Source organism: Pseudomonas aeruginosa (assembly GCF_001457615.1).
GTDB classification, from domain to species: Bacteria; Pseudomonadota; Gammaproteobacteria; order Pseudomonadales; family Pseudomonadaceae; genus Pseudomonas; species Pseudomonas aeruginosa.
The window spans coordinates 629,415-651,758 of record NZ_LN831024.1 but is presented as its reverse complement, the minus strand read 5'-3'; the positions used below and the strand labels follow the sequence as shown (position 1 = coordinate 651,758).

Sequence of the window (22,344 nt, the reverse complement as noted above, 5' to 3'; positions counted from 1 at the left end):
CGCCCCTGTCAGAGCAGGCGGTGCTCCATCGCGTAGCGCACCAGGTCAGCTACCGAATGCGCGTTGAGCTTCTGCATCAGGCGTGCCTTGTGGGTACTGATGGTCTTGTTGCTGACCGCCAGTTGCTGGGCGATCTCGTTGACGTTGGCGCCCTGCACCAGCCGCTCGAACACCGAGAACTCGCGCTCGGAGAGCAGCGCATGGGGCGGACGCGAATCGGTCAGGCCGACCTCGAAGACCATCCGATCGGCAAGGTCCGGGTCGATGTAGCGTCCGCCGCCGGCGACCCTGCGGATCGCGGTGAGCAGCAATGCCGGATCGCTGTCCTTGGTGGCATAGCCGGCAGCACCTATCTTCAGGGCGCGGGCGGCCATCTGCGCCTCGTCGTGCATCGACAGCACCAGGATCGCCGGCGGCTCGTTCAGCGCGCGAATCCGCGGAATCGCCTCGAGGCCATTGACGCCGGGCATGGAGATATCCAGCAGGACCACCTCGCAAGGCGTTCCGCGCAGGGTTTCCAGCAACTGCTCGCCATTGGTGGCCTCGCCGACCACCTGCAGGTCCTTGGCCATGCCAATCAGTTGCTTGATGCCTTCCCTGACAATCGTGTGGTCTTCAGCGACCAGGACTCGGATCACCACTCTTTGCTGCCTCACGCTGTTCCGCCTTGCCGGCGGTTGTTCTTGTCACGGGCCCGCGACGCCCAGCGGAATCCTCACGCTGAGCGTGGTGCCCTCGCCGGGGGCACTGTCGATGTCCAGCGTACCGCCCATCATCAGCACCCGCTCACGCATGCCGACCAGGCCGAAGGAACTGCCACGCCCCACCGTGGCAACATCGAACCCGCGACCGTCGTCGCTGACGCTCAGGCACAGCTCGTCGCCCTCGCGCAGCAGACGCAGTTGCACAGTATGCGCCTCGGCATGCCGCATGACATTGGTCAACGCCTCCTGGAGGATGCGGAACAGGCCGATAGCCTTGGCGTCGACCAACTGCGGCGAGTTCTCCGGCACCTCCACCAGGCAGGGAATTTGCGTGCGCGCCTCGAAGCGCCGCGCCTGCCACTCCACCGCCGAGCCGATTCCGGCGTCGAGGATCGGCGGGCGCAGTGCGGTAGCCACGTCGCGCACCAGCTGGAACAACTGGGCGATCAGCTTTTTCATGTTGCCCAGGCGTTCGCGCAGGCCCTCCTGGGCATCGGCATAGGCCAGCTCGCACATCGAGGTTTCCAGCTTCAGCACCGTCAGCACCTGGCCCAGCTCATCATGGACCTCGCGGGCGATACGCGCCTTCTCCTCCTCCCGCACCGACTCCAGGTGCGCCGACAGCTCGCGGAGCTGGGCGCGCGACTCGCCGAGTTCGAGTTCGATCTGCTTGTTCGCGGTGATGTCCCAGACCACCCCGTCCCAGACCGCGCGACCATCCTCGAAACAGCGCGCCGAAGCCTTGATGTCGGCCCAGCGCAATTCGCCCTGGCGGGTGAGGATGCGGCCCTGCCAATGCCAGTCGCGATTCTCGTCGAGGGCAGCCATCTGGCTCGACCAGTAGCGCTCGCGGTCGTCGGGATGGACCAGGCCACGAATGCCGCGGCCGCTCTCGATCAGTTCGCGAGCGCTGTAGCCGACCAGCGCCTCGCTGCCCTCGCTGATATAGGCGAAGTCGGAAAACGCGCCGGCCCGCGGGCGCTCCAGGCGGAAGACCATGCCCGGCACGTTGGAGGCGATGCCCTTCATCCGCGCCTCGCTTTCCTGCAATGCCTCGCGGGCACGGCGGCGCTCGGTGACGTCGCTGAGGAACACCACCAGATACTCGGACGTGCCGAAGCGCAGGAAGCTAAGCGAGACGTCGGCCGGCAGCCAACTGCCGTCGGCGCGCAGGCAGCGGGTCTCGAAGCTGAGCGGGCCCTCCTCGCTATTGCGCGCACGACGCCAAAGATTCAACCAGCGGTCCATGTCCAGGCCGGGCTCGAAGTCGGCCAGCGGACGGTCCACGAGTTGGCCGTCGGCATGGCCGAGCATCTGTTCGGCGGCGCGGTTGGCGTAGCGTACGCGGCTGTCCCAGTTGACCCAGAGGATGCCCAGGGTGCTGTTGTCGATGGAGAACTGGGTCAGGCGCAGCGCCTCCTCGGCCGCCTGGCGCAGCTCCAGGTCGCGGCGGGCGCCGTACAGCCGGGCTTCCAGCGCATGCTGCTGGCGCCGCTGGAGGAACACCGCCGCCAGCGCGCCGGCCAGCAGCAGGCCGAGGAGGATCGACAGGTTCTGCCAGAACCCCGGCGACTCGCCGAGGCGCGGATACTTGGGTTGCAACCAGCGCTCGTGCAACTGGTCCAGGGACTTGCGCGGCAGCGAGCGCAACGCCTGGTCGACCACCATCGCCAGTTCCGGCCAGTCGCGACGGGTCGCCACCCGTAGCAGTTGCGGGTAGCCGATGTCGCCAACCACCGCTAGCTCGGCGAACTCCGGCTCGCGAGTCAGGCGGCTGAGTTGCGCTTCGTCGATCACCGCGTAGCGTGCCTGTCCGGCGAGCACGGCGCGCAGCACCTCGCGTTCGGAATCGGCCGCCCCCCATTGCAGGCCGCTATAGGTGCTGCTGAGGTAGTCGGCTACCGAACTGCCGGCCCGCACGGCAACCCGGGTATCGCGCTCCAGTTGCTCCAATTCGACGCTGCCGCTGCCATCGCGCTTCCCCACCACCAGCCGGGAAACCCGCAGGTAGGGATCGGAGAACAGCCACAAGCGCAGCCCGGCTGGGGTCTGGCTGAGGCCGGGAGCGATATCCACGCGCCCAGCGCGCAGGGCATCGTCGAGCGCCGCCTGGTCGGGATAGCCCTGCCACCGCAAGGTCACCTGCATTGCCGTGGCCAGCCAGCCCATCAGCTCCACGTTGGCCCCGGAATACTGTTGCAGGCGGCGGTCGTACTGGGCATAGGGCGCTTCGGTGACCACCCCGACGCGCAATTCCCGATGCTCCGCCAGCCAGGTCCGTAGCTCCGCCGTCAGCGGCAAGGCGACCGACTCCTCCGCTCGCACGGGCAGGCTCAACAGCAGACAGAAGAAGAGCAGACAGCAACGACGCAACATGCCGGCGACACTCCACGGAATACACCGCAACGGAAGGAAAAGCGGGCATACCTTACCGCGAGCGCGACCGGCGAACCATGCGAAGGCTCGGCCTGACAAAGAAGTGCTCTGGGTTTAGGCTGCCTTCTGAATTGTCTATCGGGAATTTCCAATGCCGGCCTTCTCTCTACTGCCGAAGCCCTCCGCCCTGCTGCCGCTGCTATTGGCCGCCGCTTTCCTGCCGCCGGCTTTCGTTCATGCCGAAGAGGAGGCCGCCAAGGACCAGCCGCCGGCCCCCGTGGAACGCCCGGCGGTCAGCGAGCGCAGCCAGGACGAGGCCAAGGGGCTGGAGCGCCAGTTGCCGGAGGACGGCCAGCAGATCCTCAAGGCCGGCGACGAAAGCTTCCTCACCCTCTGGTTGCCAGCCAACACCGCCGAGGCCGAAGGTGTAGTGATCCTGGTTCCCGGTGATGGCGAAAGTCCGGACTGGCCGCAAGCCATCGGCCCGCTAAGGCGCAAACTGCCGGATGCCGGCTGGCAGACCCTGAGCCTGGCCCTGCCCGACCCGCAGAGCACCGCGCCGGTTACCCGCCCTGCGGAATCCGCTGCCAGCGCCAGCGCCGACAAGGACGCCAGCGCCGCGGACAGCGCAAGCAAGCCTGACGTGAAAGGAGAAAGCGGCAACGCGCCGGCGCCGGAAAGCACCGCCCAAGCCGGCAGCGGCGAACCGGCGCAGAGCGAGGACCAGGCCCCTCCCCCAGCCATCGATCCGGTCGAGCAGCGCAAGGCGCACGCCGAACGGGTCATGGCGCGCCTGCAGGCGAGCATCGACCTGGCCCTGCAGCACGAACCGAAAAGCGTCGTCCTGCTCGGTCATGGCACGGGCGCCTATTGGGCGGCACGCTACCTGGCGGAGAAGGAGCCTGCGGAAATCCACAACCTGCTGCTGGTTGCCGCGGAGGTACCGCGCGATTTTCGCCCGGCGCTGGAAGATATGGTGCCGAAGCTGAAACTGGCGACCGGCGACTTCTATTACCGCGACGCCCGCGCCGACCGCGAGGCGGCCAGGCTGCGCATGCAGGCCGGCAAGCGGCAGAAACACCCGGCCTACGTACAAATCGCGATGCAGGCGCTACCGGCCGACCCCAAGGCGGAGCAGGAGCAACTGTACCGACGAATCCGCGGCTGGCTCAGCCTTCACCTGCAGGCCGATGCGCAGAAACCTGCGGAGTGATCAGCGGAACCCCTCACGCTCTCGGACCAGGGCGTAGGCCGCCTGCAATTCACGGGTTTTCTCGGTAGCCGCACGCACGCGCTCGACGCTGGCGCCGGCTCCCGCCAGTTTGTCCGGATGATGCTGGCTGATCAGCTTGCGATAGGCGCGTTTGATCAGCGCCGGCTCGCTTCCGGCCTCCACGCCGAGCAGCAGCAGGGCCTCACGGTAGCTATCCCGGGCGACAGCGCGCGTGGGCTTCGGCATGACCCGCGCCGACAAGCGTTCCGTTCGCTCCGCCGACCAACCCAGCCAGCGCCCCCATTGCAACACCAGTTGTCGCGCCGACTGGCTGAGCACGCCGCCAGCCCAGGCCATCCGCCAGCAGGCGAGCAATACTGCCTCCGCACGTTCGCCTTTCAGACGCGCGACCTCCTCCTGCAGATGGGCGATGCCGGCCTTGCCCTTGCCGAAGGACGCGATGGCACGCCGCTGGGCTCGCCTATCGAGCTTGCGCAACGCCATCTCCTCGCGCGCCTGGCGGATATGCATTTCCTCCACCCGCCCGCCGCTCTTGGCCAGATAGCCGAGCAACTGGAACAGCAGGTCGTCCTCATCGTTCACCGCCCGCCCGCGCAAGCGCGCCAGCAGGCCGCGCCAGGACTCCAGGCGCAACCTGCGGTCCAGCAGTTGCCCCAGCAGGCCGCCGAGCAGGGCGCCGGGGATGCTGGCCAGGGCCCAGCCGGCTCCGGCTCCGATCAGCGTAGCGGGCCAGAGCATCTCAGGCGTGCTCCGCCAGCAATCGCTCGACTTCCGCCAGGCGCTCGTGAGTACCGACGTCGACCCAGTGCCCACGATAGTGTTCGCCGCTGACCCGCCCCGCGGCGATGGCCTTGCGCAATAGCGGCGCCAGCTTGAAGGCGCCCGGATGGCAGCCCTCGAACAGCGCGGGATGCAGTACGGCGATCCCGCTGTAGGTCAGGTTGCCGCCCGCTTCGCGGGTCTCGCCCACCCGTCCGCCGGCATCCAGGTGGAAATCGCCGGCGGGATGGTGCGCCGGGTTGTCGACCAGCACCAGATGCGCCAGGTCGCCGTCGGCAAGATGCAGCCGAGAGTAGTCGAAGTCGCTCCAGACATCGCCGTTGAGCAACAGGAACGGCTGCTCGCCGAGCAACGGCAGGGCGCGGAAGATTCCGCCACCGGTTTCCAGCGGTTCACCCTCCGGGGAATAGGCGATCCGCCCGCCCAGGCGCGAACCGTCGCCGAGATAGGCCTCGATCTGCTCGCCAAGCCAGGCATGGTTGATCACCCAGTCGTCGACTCCGGCCTGGCGCAGCGCCAGCAACTGACGCTCGATCAATGGCACGCCGGCGGCCTCGATCAGCGGCTTGGGCGTGTGCAGGGTGGTCGGCCGCATGCGCTCGCCACGCCCGGCGGCGAGGATCATCGCCTTCATGCCTCGGCTCCCTGCGGCAGCGAGGCCAGCAGCTCGCCCAGTTCGGCCAGCTCGGGACGGCGCGCCACGGCGGTTTCCAGATAACGGAAGAAGCGCGGCACGTCACCCAGGTAGCGCGGCTTGCCGTCGCGGTGACAGATACGGGCGAAGATGCCAATCACCTTCAGGTGGCGCTGCACGCCCATCAGGTCGCTGGCGCGGAGGAAGTCTTCGAAGCTTGGCGACAGCGGGATGCCGGCCCAGGTCGCCTTCTTCCAGTAACGGTTCAGCGCGGCATGCACGCGCGGCTCCGGCCAACTGACGAAGGCGTCCTTGTACAGGCAGGTGACATCGTAGGTGACCGGGCCGTGCAGGGCGTCCTGGAAGTCGAGGACGCCCGGGTTGGGCTCGCTGAGCATCAGATTGCGCGGCATATAGTCCCGATGGACGAACACCCGCGGTTGCTCCAGCGCGCTGCGTACCAGCAGGTCGCAGATCCGTTTCCAGCGGGCCAGCGTCTCGCCCTCCAGCTCCACGCCGAGGTGGCGGGCCAGGTACCAGTCGGGGAACAGCTGCAGCTCGCGGCGCAGCACCGCTTCGTCGTAGGCAGGCAGGACACCGGCGACATCGACCTTCTGGAAGGCGATCAGCGCATCCAGGGCCGGTTCGAACAGCTCGTCGGCATTCCCGGGATGAAGCACGTCGAGGTAGGTCTGCCGGCCCAGGTCACTGAGCAGCAGGAAACCGTTCTCCAGATCCTGGGCGAGAATCCTCGGCACATGCACGCCGGCTCCGGCGAGCAGTCCGGCGACCTTGACGAACGGTCGGCAGTCTTCCTGGGGCGGCGGCGCGTCCATCACCACCAGGCTGCGGTCCCCTCCCTGCCAGCGGAAATAACGACGGAAGCTGGCGTCGCTACTGGCCGGGATCAGTTCGGCGGGGGGCACTTCCCCCCAACCTTCGGCAACGAACAACTCGGGCAAACAAGAGTCCAACCAGCGATTCAGCTGCTGGAAACGGGCATCATCAGACATTTACGGGGTTCTCCACGGCCCTAGCCGTTGCGCAGGTCATGCTTTATTATCCAGCATCTTTTTCAGCCCATCGAGAGGCGTGCGGCCCACCGGGCCGATGGCGCGCAGGAAGCCCGGATTAACAAGATGGCAGTGAAATCCCTCGTGTTTCGAAGAAAGTTTCCCCTGCTGGTCACCGGCAGCCTGCTGGCTCTGCAGCCGGTCGCAGCATTGACTGTACAGGCCGCCGATCAGTTCGACTGCAAGGTATCGGCCACCGGCGGCTGGGATTGCTCCCCGCTGCAGAACGCCAATGCCAACCTGCCACCGCGCCCGGCGCATACCGCGACCTCGGTCAGCACCGCCGCGGCGGGCACCAGTGTATCCGGCAGCGGAGGCGAAACCGTCGAGGCAGAGCCGACCCAGCGCCTGGTCACCGAGTCCGGCGGTCGCGCGCTGAAGTCCCGCAGTGCGGACTACTCGCACCTCGACTGGATTCCTCGGGAAAAACTGACCGCCGCCCAGTTGGCGGAAATCGGCCCCTATTGCGGCGGCTCCTACATCGAGCCGGTGCGTCCGGGCATGGATGACGGCGCGCCCAGCGACGAGAGCCCGACCTACGTATCCGCCAAGGCTTCGCGCTACGAGCAGGAAAAACAGATCGCCACCCTCGCCGGTGACGTGGTCCTGCGCCAGGGCAGCATGCAGGTGGAAGGCGACGAGGCCAACCTGCACCAGCTGGAAAACCGCGGCGAACTGGTCGGCAACGTCAAGCTGCGCGACAAGGGCATGCTGGTGGTCGGCGACCACGCCCAGGTCCAGCTGGACAACGGCGAGGCCCAGGTCGACAACGCCGAGTACGTGATCCACAAGGCCCATGCCCGCGGCAGCGCGCTCTACGCCAAGCGCAGCGAGAACGCCATCATCATGCTCAAGGATGGCACCTACACCCGCTGCGAACCGAGCAGCAACGCCTGGACCCTGAAGGGCAACAACGTCAAGCTGAACCCGGCCACCGGCTTCGGCACCGCGACCAACGCGACCCTCCGGGTCAAAGATTTCCCGGTGTTCTACACCCCGTACATCTATTTCCCGATCGACGACCGCCGCCAGTCCGGCTTCCTGCCGCCGAGCTTCAGCAGCACCAGCGACACCGGCTTCACCCTGGTCACCCCGTACTACTTCAACCTGGCGCCGAACTACGACGCCACGCTGTACCCGCGCTACATGGCCAAGCGCGGCATGATGCTGGAAGGCGAGTTCCGCTACCTGACCCACAGCAGCGAAGGCACCGTCAACGCCGCCTACCTGAACGACAAGGACGATCACCGCGAGAACTTCCCGGACTACAGCAAGGACCGCTGGCTCTACGGCCTCAAGAACACCACCGGCCTCGATTCGCGCTGGCTGGCCGAGGTCGACTACACACGGATCAGCGATCCCTATTACTTCCAGGATCTGGATACTGACCTGGGTGTAGGCAGTACTACTTACGTCAACCAACGGGGCACTCTGACCTATCGCGGGGACACCTTTACTGGCCGCTTGAATGCGCAGGCGTACCAGTTGGCGACCACCACCGATGTAACGCCTTACGAGCGTCTGCCACAGATCACTTTCGATGGTTTCTTGCCTTACGAACCTGGCGGTGTGAAGTTCAACTACAGCACCGAGTTCGTCCGCTTCGACCGGGATTTGGACGATAATATTTACCTGAACGACGACGGCAGCGAGTGGGGCCGTCGCCCGGACGCCTATCTACAAGGCCTGGCACGCTCCACCGGCGACCGTGTACATCTCGAACCCGGCATGAGCCTACCGATGACCCGCAGTTGGGGTTACCTGACGCCGACCTTGAAGTACCTGTACACCAAATATGATTTGGATCTGGACAGCCAGGGCAAGCGCACTCTCACGACCTATGACGAGACCTTCGATAGCAGCCAAGATCGTTCATTGCCTCTGGTTAAGGTCGATAGCGGGCTGTACTTTGATCGCGACACCACCTTAGCCGGTACGCAATTCCGACAAACCCTGGAGCCAAGGGCGATGTATCTCTACGTTCCATACAAGGATCAGGAGAACATCCCGGTATTCGACACCAGTGAACCTTCGTTCAGCTACGACTCCCTATGGAGGGAAAACCGCTTCTCCGGTCGTGACCGTATCGGTGATGCCAATCAACTCTCTCTTGGTGTAACCACCCGTTTCATCGAATCCAATGGATTCGAACGTGCAAGTTTGAGTGCAGGGCAAATTTATTACTTCCGCGACCGTCGTGTTCAGCTTCCAGGTCTATCTGAAAAAGATCTGGCGCTCATGAGAAGCAAAAATCCCAATCTGGACCTGAAAGACCCGGATACAGATAGCTGGCGCTCTCCTTATGCCTTGATGGGCCAATATCGCTTCAATCGCGACTGGAGAGTCAGTTCCGACTTTAACTGGAACCCCAACACGAGCCGCACCGAGTCTGGCAGTGCGATGTTCCATTACCAGCCGGAAGACAATCCGAACAAGGTGGTCAACGCAGGCTATCGCTACCGCGAGGACTCCCGCCGCTTCAACAGCTCTACGGGCCGCTTCGAGTATGGCCGCGAGAACGACATCATCAAGCAGCATGATTTCTCCGTCATCTGGCCGCTGGTGCCGCAATGGTCCGTGCTCGCCCGCTGGCAGTACGACTACAACAAGAACCGGACCCTAGAGGCCTTCGGTGGCTTCGAATACGACAGCTGCTGCTGGAAGCTGCGTCTGATCAACCGCTACTGGCTGGACGTGGATGACGATGCCTTCCTCAACCAAAATGAAAAAGCCGACCGCGGCATCTTCCTGCAGATCGTCCTGAAGGGCCTCGGCGGCATCGTAGGCAACAAGACGGAAATGTTCCTCGACAAAGGCATCCAAGGTTATCGTCAACGTGAAGATCAAGCTATGTAACCGGCTGCGCCCCCTTGCATTGGGCGCAGCACTCCTTTGCTCCTTCGCGCATGCCGAAGTGGTACCACTGGACCGGGTCGTCGCCATCGTCGACAACGATGTGATCATGCAGAGCCAGCTCGACCAGCGCCTGCGTGAAGTGCACCAGACCCTGCTCAAGCGCGGTGCGCCGCTGCCGCCCGAGCACGTGCTGACCCAGCAGGTGCTGGAACGCCTGATCATCGAGAACATCCAGCAGCAGATCGGCGACCGCTCCGGCATCCGCATCTCCGACGAGGAGCTGAACCAGGCGATGGGCACCATCGCCCAGCGCAACGGCATGAGCCTGGAGCAGTTCCAGGCCGCCCTCACCCGCGACGGCCTGTCCTACGCCGACGCCCGCGAGCAGGTCCGTCGCGAGATGGTGATCAGCCGTGTGCGCCAGCGCCGGGTCGCCGAGCGCATCCAGGTCAGCGAGCAGGAGGTGAAGAACTTCCTCGCCTCGGACATGGGCAAGATCCAGCTTTCCGAAGAGTACCGCCTGGCCAATATCCTGATCCCGGTGCCGGAAGCCGCGTCCTCGGACGTGATCCAGGCCGCCGCAAGGCAGGCCCAGGAGCTTTACCAGCAGCTCAAGCAGGGCGCCGACTTCGGCCAACTGGCGATTTCCCGCTCGGCCGGCGATAACGCCCTGGAAGGCGGCGAGATCGGCTGGCGCAAGGCCGCCCAGTTGCCGCAGCCGTTCGACAGCATGATCGGCTCCCTGGCCGTCGGCGACGTCACCGAGCCTGTCCGCACCCCCGGCGGCTTCATCATCCTCAAGCTGGAAGAGAAGCGCGGCGGCAGCAAGATGGTCCGTGACGAAGTGCATGTCCGCCATATCCTGCTCAAGCCCAGCGAGATCCGCAGCGAAGCGGAGACCGAGAAGCTGGCGCAGAAGCTGTACGAGCGCATCCAGTCCGGGGAAGACTTCGGCGAACTGGCGAAGAGCTTCTCCGAAGATCCGGGTTCCGCCCTCAACGGCGGCGACCTGAACTGGATCGATCCGGAAGCCCTGGTGCCCGAGTTCCGCCAGGTGATGAACGATACCCCGCAGGGCGAGCTGTCCAAGCCGTTCCGCTCGCAGTTCGGCTGGCACATCCTGCAGGTCCTCGGCCGTCGCGCCACCGACAGCAGCGAGAAGTTCCGCGAGCAGCAGGCGGTAAGCGTACTGCGCAACCGCAAGTACGACGAGGAACTGCAAGCCTGGCTGCGGCAGATCCGCGACGAGGCCTACGTGGAAATCAAGCAGTGAGCCTGCGCTTCGCGCTCACTCCAGGCGAGCCGGCAGGTATCGGACCCGATCTGTGCCTGCTGCTCGCCCGCTCCGCCCAGCCCCACCCCCTGATCGCCATCGCCAGCCGCACGCTCCTGCAAGAGCGCGCCGGCCAACTGGGCCTGGCGATCGACCTTAAGGACGTTTCCCCGGCCGCCTGGCCAGAGCGACCGGCCAAGGCCGGCCAACTGTACGTATGGGATACGCCCCTGGCCGCCCCGGTCCGGCCCGGGCAATTGGACCGAGCCAACGCCGCCTACGTCCTGGAAACCCTGACCCGCGCCGGCCAGGGCTGCCTCGACGGGCACTTCGCCGGGATGATCACCGCACCGGTGCACAAGGGCGTGATCAACGAAGCCGGCATCCCCTTTTCCGGCCATACCGAATTCCTCGCCGACCTCACCCACACCGCCCAGGTGGTGATGATGCTGGCCACTCGTGGCCTGCGCGTGGCCCTGGCGACCACCCACCTGCCGCTGCGCGAGGTCGCCGACGCCATTAGCGACGAGCGCCTGTCCCGGGTCGCGCGCATCCTCCACGCCGACCTGCGCGACAAGTTCGGCATCGCCCATCCGCGCATCCTGGTCTGCGGACTCAACCCGCACGCCGGCGAAGGCGGTCACCTGGGCCGGGAAGAGATCGAGGTGATCGAACCCTGCCTCGAGCGCCTGCGTGGCGAAGGCCTCGACCTGGTCGGCCCGCTGCCGGCCGACACCCTGTTCACTCCCAAGCACCTGGAGCATTGCGACGCGGTGCTGGCGATGTACCACGACCAGGGTCTCCCCGTGCTCAAGTACAAGGGCTTCGGTGCCGCCGTGAACGTGACCCTCGGCCTGCCGATCATCCGCACCTCTGTCGACCACGGTACCGCGCTCGACCTGGCCGGAAGCGGCCGCATCGATAGCGGCAGCCTGCAGGTCGCCCTGGAAACCGCCTACCAGATGGCGGCCAGCCGCTGCTGACGGCGGTCGGCCATCGTTTAGCCCTGCCGGCCCGACGCTTCGCTGTTAAAATGGCGCCCTTTCGCATCCGCGCCTCCCGCCTTGGCCTGGGGCCCGCAGCCTGGAACCGTTTCCAATGTCCGAGCTTTACCAACACCGCGCGCGCAAGCGCTTCGGCCAGAACTTCCTGCACGATGCCGGGGTGATTCACCGCATCCTCCGTGCCATCCATGCCCGCGAGGGTCAGCGCCTGCTGGAGATCGGCCCGGGCCAGGGCGCCCTGACCGAGGGACTGCTGGGCAGCGGCGCACGCCTGGACGTGATCGAGCTCGACCAGGACCTGATCCCCCTGTTGAAGCTGAAATTCGGCCTCGAGTCGCGCTTCAGCCTGCACCAGGGCGACGCCCTCAAGTTCGATTTCGCCTCGCTGGTGGAGAGCGGCGAGAAGCTGCGAGTGGTCGGCAACCTGCCCTACAACATCTCCACGCCACTGATCTTCCATCTGCTGGAGCACGCGCCGGTGATCGAGGACATGCACTTCATGCTGCAAAAGGAAGTGGTGGAGCGCCTGGCGGCCACGCCGGGCGGCGGAGACTGGGGCCGGCTCTCGATCATGGTCCAGTATCACTGTCGGGTGGAGCACCTGTTCAACGTCGGCCCCGGCGCGTTCAACCCGCCGCCCAAGGTCGACTCGGCCATCGTCCGTCTCACCCCCTTCGCCGAGCCGCCCCATCCGGCACGCGATCCGAAACTGCTCGAGCGGGTGGTCCGCGAGGCCTTCAACCAGCGCCGCAAGACCCTGCGCAACACCCTCAAGCCTCTCCTGAGCGTCGAGGACATCGAGGCCGCAGAGGTCGATCCGACCCTCCGTCCCGAACAACTCGACCTGGCCGCATTCGTCCGCCTGGCCAACCGGCTGGCCGAGCTGCCAGGCAATCGTTAGTCTGGTGAGACACTCGTCAGGAATCAGGCAAGCCGTATGAGCGATACCCAGCACCAGGTCAACGTCAGGGTCGACACCCGCTACCTTCCGGAACAGTCCGCCCCGGAGCAGAACCGTTTCGCCTTCGCCTACACGGTGACCATCGAGAACCAGGGCGAGGTTCCGGCCCAACTGCTGTCGCGCCACTGGATCATCACCGACGGCGACGGCCGTACCCAGGAAGTTCGCGGCGCCGGCGTGGTCGGCGAGCAACCGCTGATCGCCCCCGGCGCGCAACACACCTACACCAGCGGCACGGTGCTGGCGACCCGGGTCGGCAGCATGCGCGGCAGCTACCAGATGCTCGGCAGCGACGGAATCGCCTTCGACGCCGCGATCCCGGTGTTTCGCCTGGCCGTACCGGGAGCGCTGCACTGATGGCGGTCTACGCGGTAGGCGACCTGCAGGGTTGCCTGGATCCCCTGAAATGCCTGCTGGAGCGCGTCGCCTTCGACCCGGCCAAGGACCGCCTGTGGCTGGTCGGCGACCTGGTCAACCGCGGCCCGCAGTCCCTGGAGACGCTGCGCTTCCTCTATGCCATGCGCGAGTCGGTGGTCAGCGTCCTGGGCAACCACGACCTGCACCTGCTGGCGGTGGCGCACAAGTCCGAGCGCCTGAAGAAGTCCGACACGCTGCGGGAAATCCTCGAGGCGCCGGACCGCGAGCCACTGCTCGACTGGCTGCGTCGCCTGCCGCTGCTGCACTACGACGAACAACGCAAGGTCGCCCTGGTGCATGCCGGCATCCCCCCGCAGTGGAGCCTGGAAAAAGCCCGCCTGCGCGCAGCCGAGGTGGAGCAAGCATTGCGCGACGACCAGCGCCTGCCGCTGTTCCTCGACGGCATGTACGGCAACGAACCGGCCAAGTGGGACAAGAAGCTGCATGGCATCGACCGCCTGAGGGTGATCACCAACTACTTCACCCGCATGCGTTTCTGCACCGAAGATGGCAAGCTCGACCTGAAGAGCAAGGAAGGCCTCGACACCGCGCCGCCCGGCTACGCCCCCTGGTTCAGCTTCCCTTCGCGCAAGACCCGCGGCGAGAAGATCATCTTCGGCCACTGGGCGGCCCTCGAAGGCCACTGCGACGAGCCCGGCCTGTTCGCCCTGGACACCGGCTGCGTCTGGGGCGCGCGGATGACCCTGCTGAACGTCGACAGCGGCGAACGCCTGAGCTGCGATTGCGCCGAACAGCGCGCGCCGGCCAGACCCGCCGCCACGCCCGCATGAATCCCCGGCGTCCGGTGGACGCCCTGTACACAGGTACCCCGACATGAGCGACACCTTCCAGCGCATCGCCCCCGAACAGGCCCGCCAGCTCCGCGAAAACGGCGCCCAGGTGGTCGACATCCGCGACCCGCAGAGCTTCGCTGTCGGCCACATCAGCGGCTCGCGGCACATCGACAACCACTCGGTGGCGGACTTCATCGCCGCCGCCGACCTCGACGCTCCGCTGGTGGTGGTCTGCTACCACGGTAACTCCAGCCAGAGCGCCGCCGCCTATTTCATCCAGCAGGGCTTCAGCGACGTCTACAGCCTCGACGGCGGCTTCGAGCTATGGCGCAGCGTCTATCCCGCGGATACCAGCAGCGGCGAAGCGGAGTAGGCCGCGCCGCTACCCCGCCAAAAAAACTGTAACTTCTCTCGCCTTTCTTCCTTTACTCCGTCCAGAACGAACTATTCTTTTCCTCAGGCCATCCAAAACAGGGGAGAGCCGGCACACCGGCTTCCGGGCCATCGGCTGTGACCGTTAGGAGCGCTGGCGGAAAGGGAAGCACCGTGCAGCGACGGAGTCTGGGGGATTCTCGCCGGCCTGGCTGGCGGCCCCCCCGCACCCGCACGACCGATCCCGCGCCGGCTCACTGCATCGAGCGAGGAGACGTCATGAGCATTTTCAGTCACTTCCAGGAACGCTTCGAAGCGACCCGTCAAGAGGAATATTCCCTCCAGGAATATCTCGACCTCTGCAAGCAAGACAAGACAGCCTATGCCTCCGCCGCCGAGCGCCTGCTGATGGCGATCGGCGAGCCGGAGTTGCTGGACACCTCGGTGGACTCCAGGCTGTCGCGGATCTTCTCCAACAAGGTGATTCGCCGCTACCCGGCGTTCGCCGACTTCCACGGCATGGAGGAATGCATCGACCAGATCGTCGCGTTCTTCCGCCACGCGGCCCAGGGCCTGGAGGAGAAGAAGCAGATCCTTTACCTGCTCGGCCCGGTCGGCGGCGGTAAATCCTCCCTGGCGGAAAAACTCAAGCAACTGATGGAGAAGGTGCCCTTCTACGCGATCAAGGGCTCACCGGTCTTCGAGTCGCCGCTGGGCTTGTTCAACCCCGACGAAGACGGCGCCATCCTCGAGGAGGACTACGGCATCCCGAGGCGCTACCTGCGCTCGATCATGTCGCCCTGGGCAACCAAGCGCCTCAACGAGTTCGGCGGCGACATCAGCCAGTTCCGCGTGGTCAAGCTGTACCCCTCGATCCTCAACCAGATCGCCATCGCCAAGACCGAGCCCGGCGACGAGAACAACCAGGACATATCCGCGCTGGTCGGCAAGGTCGACATCCGCAAGCTGGAGGAATACCCGCAGAACGACGCGGACGCCTACAGCTATTCGGGCGCCCTCTGCCGGGCCAACCAGGGCCTGATGGAATTCGTCGAGATGTTCAAGGCCCCGATCAAGGTCCTGCACCCGCTGCTGACCGCGACCCAGGAAGGCAACTACAACAGCACCGAAGGTCTCGGCGCCCTGCCCTACAGCGGCATCATCCTGGCTCACTCCAACGAATCGGAATGGCACAGTTTCCGCAACAACAAGAACAACGAGGCCTTCATCGACCGCATCTACATCGTCAAGGTGCCGTACTGCCTGCGCGTGGCGGACGAGATCAAGATCTACGACAAGTTGCTGGTCAACAGCTCGCTGGCGCATGCCCACTGCGCGCCGGACACCCTGAAGATGCTCTCGCAGTTCTCCGTGCTGTCGAGGCTGAAAGAGCCGGAAAACTCGAATATCTACTCGAAGATGCGGGTATATGACGGCGAAAACCTGAAAGATACCGATCCCAAGGCCAAGTCGATCCAGGAATACCGCGACTCGGCCGGGGTCGACGAAGGCATGGCCGGGCTTTCCACCCGCTTCGCCTTCAAGATCCTCTCCAAGGTATTCAACTTCGACCCGCACGAGGTAGCGGCCAACCCGGTGCACCTGCTCTACGTCCTCGAACAGCAGATCGAGCAGGAACAGTTCCAGCCGGAAACCCGCGAGCGCTACCTGCGCTTCATCAAGGAATACCTGGCGCCGCGCTACGTCGAGTTCATCGGCAAGGAAATCCAGACCGCCTACCTGGAGTCCTACAGCGAATACGGTCAGAACATCTTCGACCGCTATGTGCTGTACGCCGACTTCTGGATCCAGGACCAGGAATACCGCGACCCGGAAACCGGCGAGATCCTCAACCGCGCCGCCCTCAACGAGGAACTGGAGAAGATCGAGAAACCCGCCGGCATCAGCAACCCGAAGGACTTCCGCAACGAGATCGTCAACTTCGTGCTGCGCGCCCGCGCCGGCAACAACGGCAAGAATCCGAGCTGGCTGTCCTACGAGAAGCTGCGCGTAGTGATCGAGAAGAAGATGTTCTCCAACACCGAGGACCTGCTTCCGGTCATCAGCTTCAACGCCAAGGCCAGCAAGGAGGACCAGCAGAAGCACAACGACTTCGTCAAACGCATGGTCGAGCGCGGCTACACCGAGAAGCAGGTCCGCCTGCTGTCGGAATGGTACCTGCGGGTTCGCAAGTCGCAGTAGTCTGCCATCGGTACGGTCGCTGCGACCGTACCGGTCGCCGTCGCATTCGGACCTCGGCGCCTCCGCTCCGGCGGGGCGCCACAGGCCCTGAGGAGCATTCATGAGCTACGTCATCGACCGGCGTCTGAACGGCAAGAACAAGAGCACGGTGAACCGCCAGCGCTTCCTGAGGCGCTACCGTGAACACATCAAGAAGGCCGTCGAGGAGGCCGTCAGCCGGCGCTCCATTACCGACATGGAGCACGGCGAGCAGATCAGCATTCCCGGGCGCGATATCGACGAACCGGTGCTGCACCATGGCCGCGGCGGGCGGCAGACCGTCGTCCACCCCGGCAACAAGGAATTCACCGCCGGCGAGCACATCGCCCGCCCATCCGGCGGCGGGGGCGGCCGCGGCGGCGGCAAGGCCAGCAACAGCGGCGAAGGCATGGACGACTTCGTCTTCCAGATCACCCAGGAGGAATTCCTCGACTTCATGTTCGAGGACCTGGAGCTGCCCAACCTGGTCAAGCGCCACATCACCGGCACCGACACCTTCAAGACCGTCCGCGCCGGCATCAGCAACGACGGCAACCCGTCGCGCATCAACATCGTCCGCACCCTGCGCTCGGCCCATGCGCGGCGCATCGCGCTGTCCGGCGGCAGCCGGGCCAAGCTGCGCGCGGCGCTGAAGGAACTGGAGCGGATCAAGCGCGAAGAGCCGGACAACCTCGGCGATATCCAGGAACTCGAGCTGGAAATCGCCAAGCTCCGCGCGCGCATCGACCGGGTGCCGTTCCTCGATACCTTCGATCTCAAGTACAACCTGCTGGTCAAGCAGCCCAACCCCACCTCCAAGGCGGTGATGTTCTGCCTGATGGACGTCTCCGGCTCGATGACCCAGGCGACCAAGGACATCGCCAAGCGCTTCTTCATCCTGCTCTACCTGTTCCTCAAGCGGAACTACGAGAAGATCGAAGTGGTGTTCATCCGCCACCACACCAGCGCCCGCGAGGTCGACGAGGAGGAGTTCTTCTACTCCCGCGAGACCGGCGGCACCATCGTCTCCAGCGCGCTGAAGATGATGCAGGAGATCATGGCCGAGCGCTATCCGACCCATGAGTGGAACATCTACGCCGCCCAGGCCTCGGACGGCGACAACTGGAACGACGACTCGCCGGTGTGCCGGGACATCCTCCTCAAGCAGATCATGCCGTTCGTCCAGTACTACACCTACGTCGAGATCACCCCGCGCGAACACCAGGCCCTGTGGTTCGAGTACGAGCGCGTGCGCGAAGCCTTCGAAGACAGCTTCGCCCAGCAGCAGATCGTCTCGGCATCGGACATCTACCCGGTGTTCCGCGAGCTGTTCCAGAGGAGGCTCGTCGCATGAGCAAGCGCCAGCCCATCGCCACCGGCTCGGAATGGACCTTCGAGCTGATCCAGCAGTACGACCGGGAAATCAGCAGGATCGCCGAGCGCTATGCCCTGGATACCTATCCGAACCAGATCGAGGTGATCACCGCCGAGCAGATGATGGACGCCTACGCCTCGGTGGGCATGCCGATCGGCTATAACCACTGGTCCTACGGCAAGCACTTCCTCAGCACGGAAAAGAACTACAAGCGTGGCCAGATGGGCCTGGCCTACGAGATCGTGATCAACTCCGACCCCTGCATCGCCTACCTGATGGAGGAAAACACCCAGTGCATGCAGGCGCTGGTGATCGCCCACGCCTGCTACGGGCACAACAGTTTCTTCAAGGGCAACTACCTGTTCCGCACCTGGACCGATGCCAGTTCGATCATCGATTACCTGGTGTTCGCCAAGCAGTACATCATGCAGTGCGAGGAGCGCTACGGGATCGACGCGGTGGAAGACCTGCTCGACTCCTGCCACGCCCTGATGAACTACGGTGTCGACCGCTACAAGCGTCCCTACCCGATTTCCGCGGAAGAGGAGCGGCAGCGGCAGAAGGAGCGCGAGGAACTGATCCAGCGCCAGGTCAACGACCTCTGGCGGACCATCCCGCGCGTCGGCGGCAAGGACAAGGAACAATCCATGGCGCGCTATCCGAGCGAGCCGCAGGAGAACATCCTCTACTTCATCGAGAAGAACGCGCCGCTTCTGGAGCCCTGGCAGCGCGAGGTGATCCGCATCGTGCGCAAGATCGCCCAGTATTTCTACCCGCAACGCCAGACCCAGGTGATGAACGAAGGCTGGGCGACCTTCTGGCACTACACGCTGCTCAACGACCTCTACGACGAAGGCCTGGTCAACGACGGCTTCATGATGGAGTTCCTGCAATACCACACCAGCGTGGTCTACCAGCCGTCCTTCGACAGCCCCTACTACAGCGGCATCAACCCCTACGCCCTGGGCTTCGCCATGTACCGCGACATCCGCCGCATCTGCGAGGAACCTACCGACGAGGACCGCCGCTGGTTCCCGGATATCGCCGGCAGCGACTGGCTGGCCACGCTGAAGTTCGCCATGAAGAGCTTCAAGGACGAAAGCTTCATCCTGCAGTTCCTCTCGCCCAAGGTGATTCGCGACCTGAAGCTGTTCAGCATTCTCGACGACGACCAGAAGGACGACCTGCTGGTCGCGGCGATCCACGACGAAGCCGGCTACCGCACCATCCGCGAGACCCTGGCGGCGCAGTACAACCTCGGCAACCGCGAGCCGAACATCCAGATCTGGAACGTCGACCGTCGCGGCGACCGCTCGCTGACCCTGCGCCACCAGCAGTTCGACCGCCAGCCGCTGAGCGATTCCACCGCCGACGTGCTCAAGCACCTGCATCGCTTGTGGGGCTTCGATATCCACCTGGAGACCCTACAGGGCGACCAGCTCGTGCAGACCCACCACATGCCGCCCAAGGGCGCCAGCGAGGGCGAGGAAGGCTACCCGCGTTTGGACCTGATCATCCCGCCCATTTGATCGGTTGACGTCCGCCCCGACCGCCGGCCAGCATGCCGGCACGGTCGGGCCGCCCACAGCAGAACAAGAAGCCGGCCGTCCACGGGAGCCGCCATGCGCCTGTTCGCCATCGTCCTGCTCTGCCTCGTCCTGGCCACCTGCGCCAGCCACATCCCCAGCGCCCGGGTGACCCATCCGGCCAGCGCCGGACTGCCCGGCCTGCAAGGTTTCCAGTTGATGCCGCCGGAACAGGCGGTCGACGCCCTGCCCTACCGCAACCGCTATCCGCTGATAAACGCAGAGCTGCGCCAGGGACTGGCGACCCACGGCTACCACGAGAGCGCTACCCCGCAATTCCGCGTCTACTACTGGCTGGCGCTACGCGACGCACCGCTGGAATTCCGCCCCGACCTTCCGCCCACCTCCGGCATGGGGCCTTATCTGGCGATCCACAGCCTGCGCGACGAAACCGGGACATTGCGCGTGCGCCTGGTCGACCTGGAGGAGCGCGTTCTCTGGGAAGGTATGGTAAGCACCGGCCTCAGCCCCGCCAGGGCCAATCCGGAACAGCTCGAACTGGCGGTCGGCGCCCTGCTCCGGCTGCTTCCACGCGCCCGCTAGGACACCCTGGGGTAGACTTCCGCCTATCACGCGGAGGATTCCCATGCAGATTTACAAGGTCGGCGGCGCCGTGCGCGATCGCCTTCTCGGCCGTCCGGTCACCGATATCGACTGGGTGGTGGTCGGTGCCAGCAGCGACGAGATGCTCGCCCGCGGCTACCGCCCGGTGGGCGCCGACTTCCCGGTCTTCCTTCATCCGCAGAGCGGCGAGGAATACGCCCTGGCGCGCACCGAGCGAAAGAGCGGGCGCGGCTACGGCGGCTTCACCTTCCATGCCAGCCCCGAGGTGACCCTGGAGGAAGACCTGACTCGCCGTGACCTGACCATCAACGCCATGGCCGAGGACGAACAGGGCCGGGTAATAGACCCCTACGGCGGCCAGGCCGACCTCGAGGCGCGCCTGCTGCGTCACGTTTCCCCGGCGTTCGCCGAGGATCCCCTGCGGGTCCTGCGCGTAGCGCGCTTCGCCGCCCGCTACGCCGGCCTGGGCTTCCGGGTCGCCGCCGAAACCCTCGCCCTGATGCGCCAACTGGCGGAATCCGGCGAGTTGCAGGCGCTGACCCCGGAGCGCAGTTGGAAGGAAATTTCCCGAGCCCTGATGGAACCCAACCCCGAGGTCTTCATCCAGGTCCTGCACGACTGCGGCGCCCTGGCCGAACTGATCCCGGAAGTCGAGGCGCTATTCGGCGTACCGCAGCCGGCGGCCCACCATCCGGAAATCGATACCGGCGTCCATGTCCTGTCGGTATTGCAGCAATGCGCCCGCCACCGGCAGCCGCTCAGCGTACGCTGGGCCTGCCTGCTGCACGACCTGGGCAAGGGACTCACCAGCGAAGCGGACTGGCCCCGCCATATCGCCCACGAGGCCCGCGGCGTGCCGTTGATCGATGCGGTGAACCAGCGCTTCAGGGTGCCGCGCGACTGCCAGGAACTGGCGCGCCTGGTGGGCGAGTACCACACCCACGCCCATCGGGCGCTGGAGCTGCGCCCGAATACACTGCTGGAGCTGTTGCAGAGCTTCGACGTGTATCGCCGCCCGCAGCGTTTCGAGGAGTTCGTCGCCGCCAGCGAGATGGACGCGCGCGGCCGCCTCGGCCTGGAACAGCGGGACTATCCGCAGGCCGCCTACCTGCTCGGCGCGGCGCAGGCAGCGCGGGCAGTCAGCGTGAAGCCGCTGGTGGAAAAGGGCTTGAAGGGCGCGGAACTGGGCGAGGCGCTGAAGCGTGCGCGCCTCGCCGCACTCAAGGCCTACAAGGAAGAACGCGGAAAGGCCTGAAGCAGCGCTTCGGGAGTCAACGCCTGGCCACGCCATTCGAATGGCGCCGGCCAGAGCTTCTGCTGGATCCTCGTCTCGCGCCAGAGATCGCCCAGCGGCTGGCGGGCGACCGGATGCTCCAGGTTCGGCGCCAGCTCGGACAAGGGCCAGAGCACGAAAGCGTTCTTCAGCACTTCGGCGCGCGGCAGCACCAGGCCATCGAAATCGCCCACCAGGTCGCCGTAGAACAGCACGTCGATATCCAGCGGCAGCCCCTTGCGCTCTGGCGCATAGCGGCCATTGTCGGCCTCGATGTGCTTGAGTCGCAGGCTCAGTTCGGCCAGCGGCAGATCGGTGCGGGCAGACACCACCAGGTTGAAGAACGGCCCGCTCTTGATACCCACCGGCTCGCTCTCGAATACCGGCGAACAACGCAGGTCATGAAGGAAAGCGGCCAGCGCATCGAGGCCGGCATGCAGATGGCGCTCACGCTCGACATTGCTGCCGAGGCCGAGGTAGACCGGGATCAGCGACATCCGCGTTCGATCTCCACGCCAACGCCACGGGCCGCCGGCACCGCGCCGGGCTTGGTCACGCGGATGCGCAGCCAGGGAATGCCGCGCTCGCCCATCAGTACCTCGGCGAGGCGCTCGGCGAAGGTTTCCACCAACTGGAAATGCGATTCCCGGGCGAACTCCTGCACCCGCTCGGACAACGCGGCATAGTCCAGCGCCAGGGCGAGATCGTCGCCCGCGGCGGCCGGACGGTTGTCCCAGCCCAGGGTCAGGTCCAGGCGCAGGCACTGACGGATGCCGCGCTCCCAGTCGTACACGCCGATGACGGTATCGACCTCCAAGCCTTCGATAAAAACTCTGTCCACTTCGCTA

Annotated in this window: 20 protein-coding genes; 13 read left to right on the top strand and 7 right to left on the bottom strand. The window is 65.3% G+C overall.

Features of this window, described 5'->3' with window-relative positions:
- Window positions 1-8: 8 nt before the first annotated feature.
- Both AT700_RS03010 and AT700_RS03005 read right to left on the bottom strand, forming a co-directional pair.
- Window positions 9-641 (bottom strand): response regulator transcription factor, encoded by a 633-nt coding sequence (locus AT700_RS03010; protein ID WP_003085103.1) that lies wholly within the window; start codon window positions 639-641, stop codon window positions 9-11.
- A gap of 45 nt (window positions 642-686) precedes the next feature.
- Window positions 687-3,080 (bottom strand): PAS domain S-box protein, encoded by a 2,394-nt coding sequence (locus tag AT700_RS03005; protein WP_009875783.1) that lies wholly within the window; start codon window positions 3,078-3,080, stop codon window positions 687-689.
- Between the two features lie 151 nt (window positions 3,081-3,231).
- Here AT700_RS03005 and AT700_RS03000 point away from each other — a divergent pair, with 151 nt between their 5' ends.
- Window positions 3,232-4,293: an alpha/beta hydrolase family protein gene (locus tag AT700_RS03000; RefSeq protein WP_012613533.1), complete on the top strand. Its 1,062-nt coding sequence runs from the start codon at window positions 3,232-3,234 to the stop codon at window positions 4,291-4,293.
- On the opposite strand, the gene AT700_RS02995 is transcribed toward AT700_RS03000, so the two are convergent.
- Genes AT700_RS02995 through AT700_RS02985 form a run of 3 tightly spaced genes read right to left on the bottom strand, consistent with a single transcriptional unit; the run spans window position 4,294 to window position 6,741 of the window.
- On the bottom strand, window positions 4,294-5,052 hold the full coding sequence (locus AT700_RS02995; RefSeq protein WP_016852411.1) for a DnaJ domain-containing protein: 759 nt from the start codon (window positions 5,050-5,052) through the stop codon (window positions 4,294-4,296). It abuts the gene before it with no gap.
- 1 nt (window position 5,053) lies between these two features.
- Window positions 5,054-5,728, bottom strand: coding sequence for an N-acetylmuramate alpha-1-phosphate uridylyltransferase MurU (murU, locus tag AT700_RS02990; RefSeq protein ID WP_016852410.1), 675 nt, complete (start codon window positions 5,726-5,728; stop codon window positions 5,054-5,056).
- Window positions 5,725-6,741 carry an aminoglycoside phosphotransferase family protein gene (locus tag AT700_RS02985; protein WP_048520735.1) on the bottom strand — a complete coding sequence of 339 codons (1,017 nt, stop codon included), beginning with the start codon at window positions 6,739-6,741 and terminating at the stop codon, window positions 5,725-5,727. Before AT700_RS02985 ends, murU begins: the two co-directional genes overlap by 4 nt.
- Before the next feature lie 126 nt (window positions 6,742-6,867).
- Here AT700_RS02985 and lptD point away from each other — a divergent pair, with 126 nt between their 5' ends.
- From lptD to AT700_RS02925, 12 genes are all read left to right on the top strand, one after another.
- The gene (gene lptD, locus AT700_RS02980) at window positions 6,868-9,657 is read left to right on the top strand and encodes an LPS-assembly protein LptD (RefSeq protein WP_016852409.1); all 2,790 of its coding nucleotides are present in this window, start codon (window positions 6,868-6,870) and stop codon (window positions 9,655-9,657) included.
- Window positions 9,638-10,930, top strand: coding sequence for a peptidylprolyl isomerase (locus tag AT700_RS02975; RefSeq protein WP_003109024.1), 1,293 nt, complete (start codon window positions 9,638-9,640; stop codon window positions 10,928-10,930). The genes lptD and AT700_RS02975 overlap by 20 nt, the downstream gene beginning before the upstream one ends.
- Complete coding sequence (gene pdxA, locus AT700_RS02970; protein ID WP_003117956.1) at window positions 10,927-11,913, top strand: 4-hydroxythreonine-4-phosphate dehydrogenase PdxA; 987 nt, start codon at window positions 10,927-10,929, stop codon at window positions 11,911-11,913. Before AT700_RS02975 ends, pdxA begins: the two co-directional genes overlap by 4 nt.
- Before the next feature lie 115 nt (window positions 11,914-12,028).
- Complete coding sequence (rsmA, locus tag AT700_RS02965) at window positions 12,029-12,835, top strand: 16S rRNA (adenine(1518)-N(6)/adenine(1519)-N(6))-dimethyltransferase RsmA (RefSeq protein ID WP_003099569.1); 807 nt, start codon at window positions 12,029-12,031, stop codon at window positions 12,833-12,835.
- Window positions 12,836-12,871: 36 nt separating this feature from the next.
- Window positions 12,872-13,252 (top strand): Co2+/Mg2+ efflux protein ApaG, encoded by a 381-nt coding sequence (apaG, locus tag AT700_RS02960; RefSeq protein WP_003085085.1) that lies wholly within the window; start codon window positions 12,872-12,874, stop codon window positions 13,250-13,252.
- The gene (locus tag AT700_RS02955; protein WP_003113213.1) at window positions 13,252-14,103 is read left to right on the top strand and encodes a symmetrical bis(5'-nucleosyl)-tetraphosphatase; all 852 of its coding nucleotides are present in this window, start codon (window positions 13,252-13,254) and stop codon (window positions 14,101-14,103) included. Before apaG ends, AT700_RS02955 begins: the two co-directional genes overlap by 1 nt.
- A gap of 43 nt (window positions 14,104-14,146) precedes the next feature.
- Window positions 14,147-14,479 carry a thiosulfate sulfurtransferase GlpE gene (gene glpE / locus AT700_RS02950; protein ID WP_003099577.1) on the top strand — a complete coding sequence of 111 codons (333 nt, stop codon included), beginning with the start codon at window positions 14,147-14,149 and terminating at the stop codon, window positions 14,477-14,479.
- 278 nt (window positions 14,480-14,757) lie between these two features.
- Window positions 14,758-16,680, top strand: a complete 1,923-nt coding sequence (locus tag AT700_RS02945) for a PrkA family serine protein kinase (protein WP_003085078.1) — start codon at window positions 14,758-14,760, stop codon at window positions 16,678-16,680.
- Between the two features lie 100 nt (window positions 16,681-16,780).
- On the top strand, window positions 16,781-18,052 hold the full coding sequence (locus AT700_RS02940) for a YeaH/YhbH family protein (protein WP_003099579.1): 1,272 nt from the start codon (window positions 16,781-16,783) through the stop codon (window positions 18,050-18,052).
- Entirely contained in the window at window positions 18,049-19,602 is a 1,554-nt protein-coding gene (locus tag AT700_RS02935; protein WP_003099581.1) for a SpoVR family protein, read from the top strand. Before AT700_RS02940 ends, AT700_RS02935 begins: the two co-directional genes overlap by 4 nt.
- Window positions 19,603-19,695: 93 nt before the next feature.
- Window positions 19,696-20,202: a DUF4136 domain-containing protein gene (locus AT700_RS02930; protein WP_016252919.1), complete on the top strand. Its 507-nt coding sequence runs from the start codon at window positions 19,696-19,698 to the stop codon at window positions 20,200-20,202.
- A gap of 43 nt (window positions 20,203-20,245) precedes the next feature.
- Entirely contained in the window at window positions 20,246-21,478 is a 1,233-nt protein-coding gene (locus AT700_RS02925) for a multifunctional CCA addition/repair protein (protein WP_003099584.1), read from the top strand.
- Here the strand turns inward: AT700_RS02925 and folK are convergent.
- Window positions 21,451-21,993, bottom strand: coding sequence for a 2-amino-4-hydroxy-6-hydroxymethyldihydropteridine diphosphokinase (folK, locus tag AT700_RS02920; RefSeq protein WP_003099585.1), 543 nt, complete (start codon window positions 21,991-21,993; stop codon window positions 21,451-21,453). The genes AT700_RS02925 and folK overlap by 28 nt on opposite strands.
- Window positions 21,984-22,337, bottom strand: coding sequence for a dihydroneopterin aldolase (folB, locus tag AT700_RS02915; RefSeq protein ID WP_003099587.1), 354 nt, complete (start codon window positions 22,335-22,337; stop codon window positions 21,984-21,986). The genes folK and folB overlap by 10 nt, the downstream gene beginning before the upstream one ends.
- Window positions 22,338-22,344: the final 7 nt, after the last annotated feature.

Bases quoted from the DNA above. Each gene is read 5' to 3' on its own strand.
- AT700_RS03005 (WP_009875783.1), bottom strand. From the start codon at position 3,080: ATGTTGCGTCGTTGCTGTCTGCTCTTCTTCTGTCTGCTGTTGAGCCTG.
- AT700_RS03000 (WP_012613533.1), top strand. From the start codon at position 3,232: ATGCCGGCCTTCTCTCTACTGCCGAAGCCCTCCGCCCTGCTGCCGCTG.
- apaG (WP_003085085.1), top strand. From the start codon at position 12,872: ATGAGCGATACCCAGCACCAGGTCAACGTCAGGGTCGACACCCGCTAC.
- AT700_RS02940 (WP_003099579.1), top strand. From the start codon at position 16,781: ATGAGCTACGTCATCGACCGGCGTCTGAACGGCAAGAACAAGAGCACG.
- AT700_RS02955 (WP_003113213.1), top strand. From the start codon at position 13,252: ATGGCGGTCTACGCGGTAGGCGACCTGCAGGGTTGCCTGGATCCCCTG.
- AT700_RS02995 (WP_016852411.1), bottom strand. From the start codon at position 5,052: ATGCTCTGGCCCGCTACGCTGATCGGAGCCGGAGCCGGCTGGGCCCTG.
- AT700_RS02925 (WP_003099584.1), top strand. From the start codon at position 20,246: ATGCAGATTTACAAGGTCGGCGGCGCCGTGCGCGATCGCCTTCTCGGC.
- murU (WP_016852410.1), bottom strand. From the start codon at position 5,728: ATGAAGGCGATGATCCTCGCCGCCGGGCGTGGCGAGCGCATGCGGCCG.
- AT700_RS02945 (WP_003085078.1), top strand. From the start codon at position 14,758: ATGAGCATTTTCAGTCACTTCCAGGAACGCTTCGAAGCGACCCGTCAA.
- lptD (WP_016852409.1), top strand. From the start codon at position 6,868: ATGGCAGTGAAATCCCTCGTGTTTCGAAGAAAGTTTCCCCTGCTGGTC.
- AT700_RS02930 (WP_016252919.1), top strand. From the start codon at position 19,696: ATGCGCCTGTTCGCCATCGTCCTGCTCTGCCTCGTCCTGGCCACCTGC.
- AT700_RS02985 (WP_048520735.1), bottom strand. From the start codon at position 6,741: ATGTCTGATGATGCCCGTTTCCAGCAGCTGAATCGCTGGTTGGACTCT.
- glpE (WP_003099577.1), top strand. From the start codon at position 14,147: ATGAGCGACACCTTCCAGCGCATCGCCCCCGAACAGGCCCGCCAGCTC.
- rsmA (WP_003099569.1), top strand. From the start codon at position 12,029: ATGTCCGAGCTTTACCAACACCGCGCGCGCAAGCGCTTCGGCCAGAAC.
- AT700_RS02935 (WP_003099581.1), top strand. From the start codon at position 18,049: ATGAGCAAGCGCCAGCCCATCGCCACCGGCTCGGAATGGACCTTCGAG.
- folK (WP_003099585.1), bottom strand. From the start codon at position 21,993: ATGTCGCTGATCCCGGTCTACCTCGGCCTCGGCAGCAATGTCGAGCGT.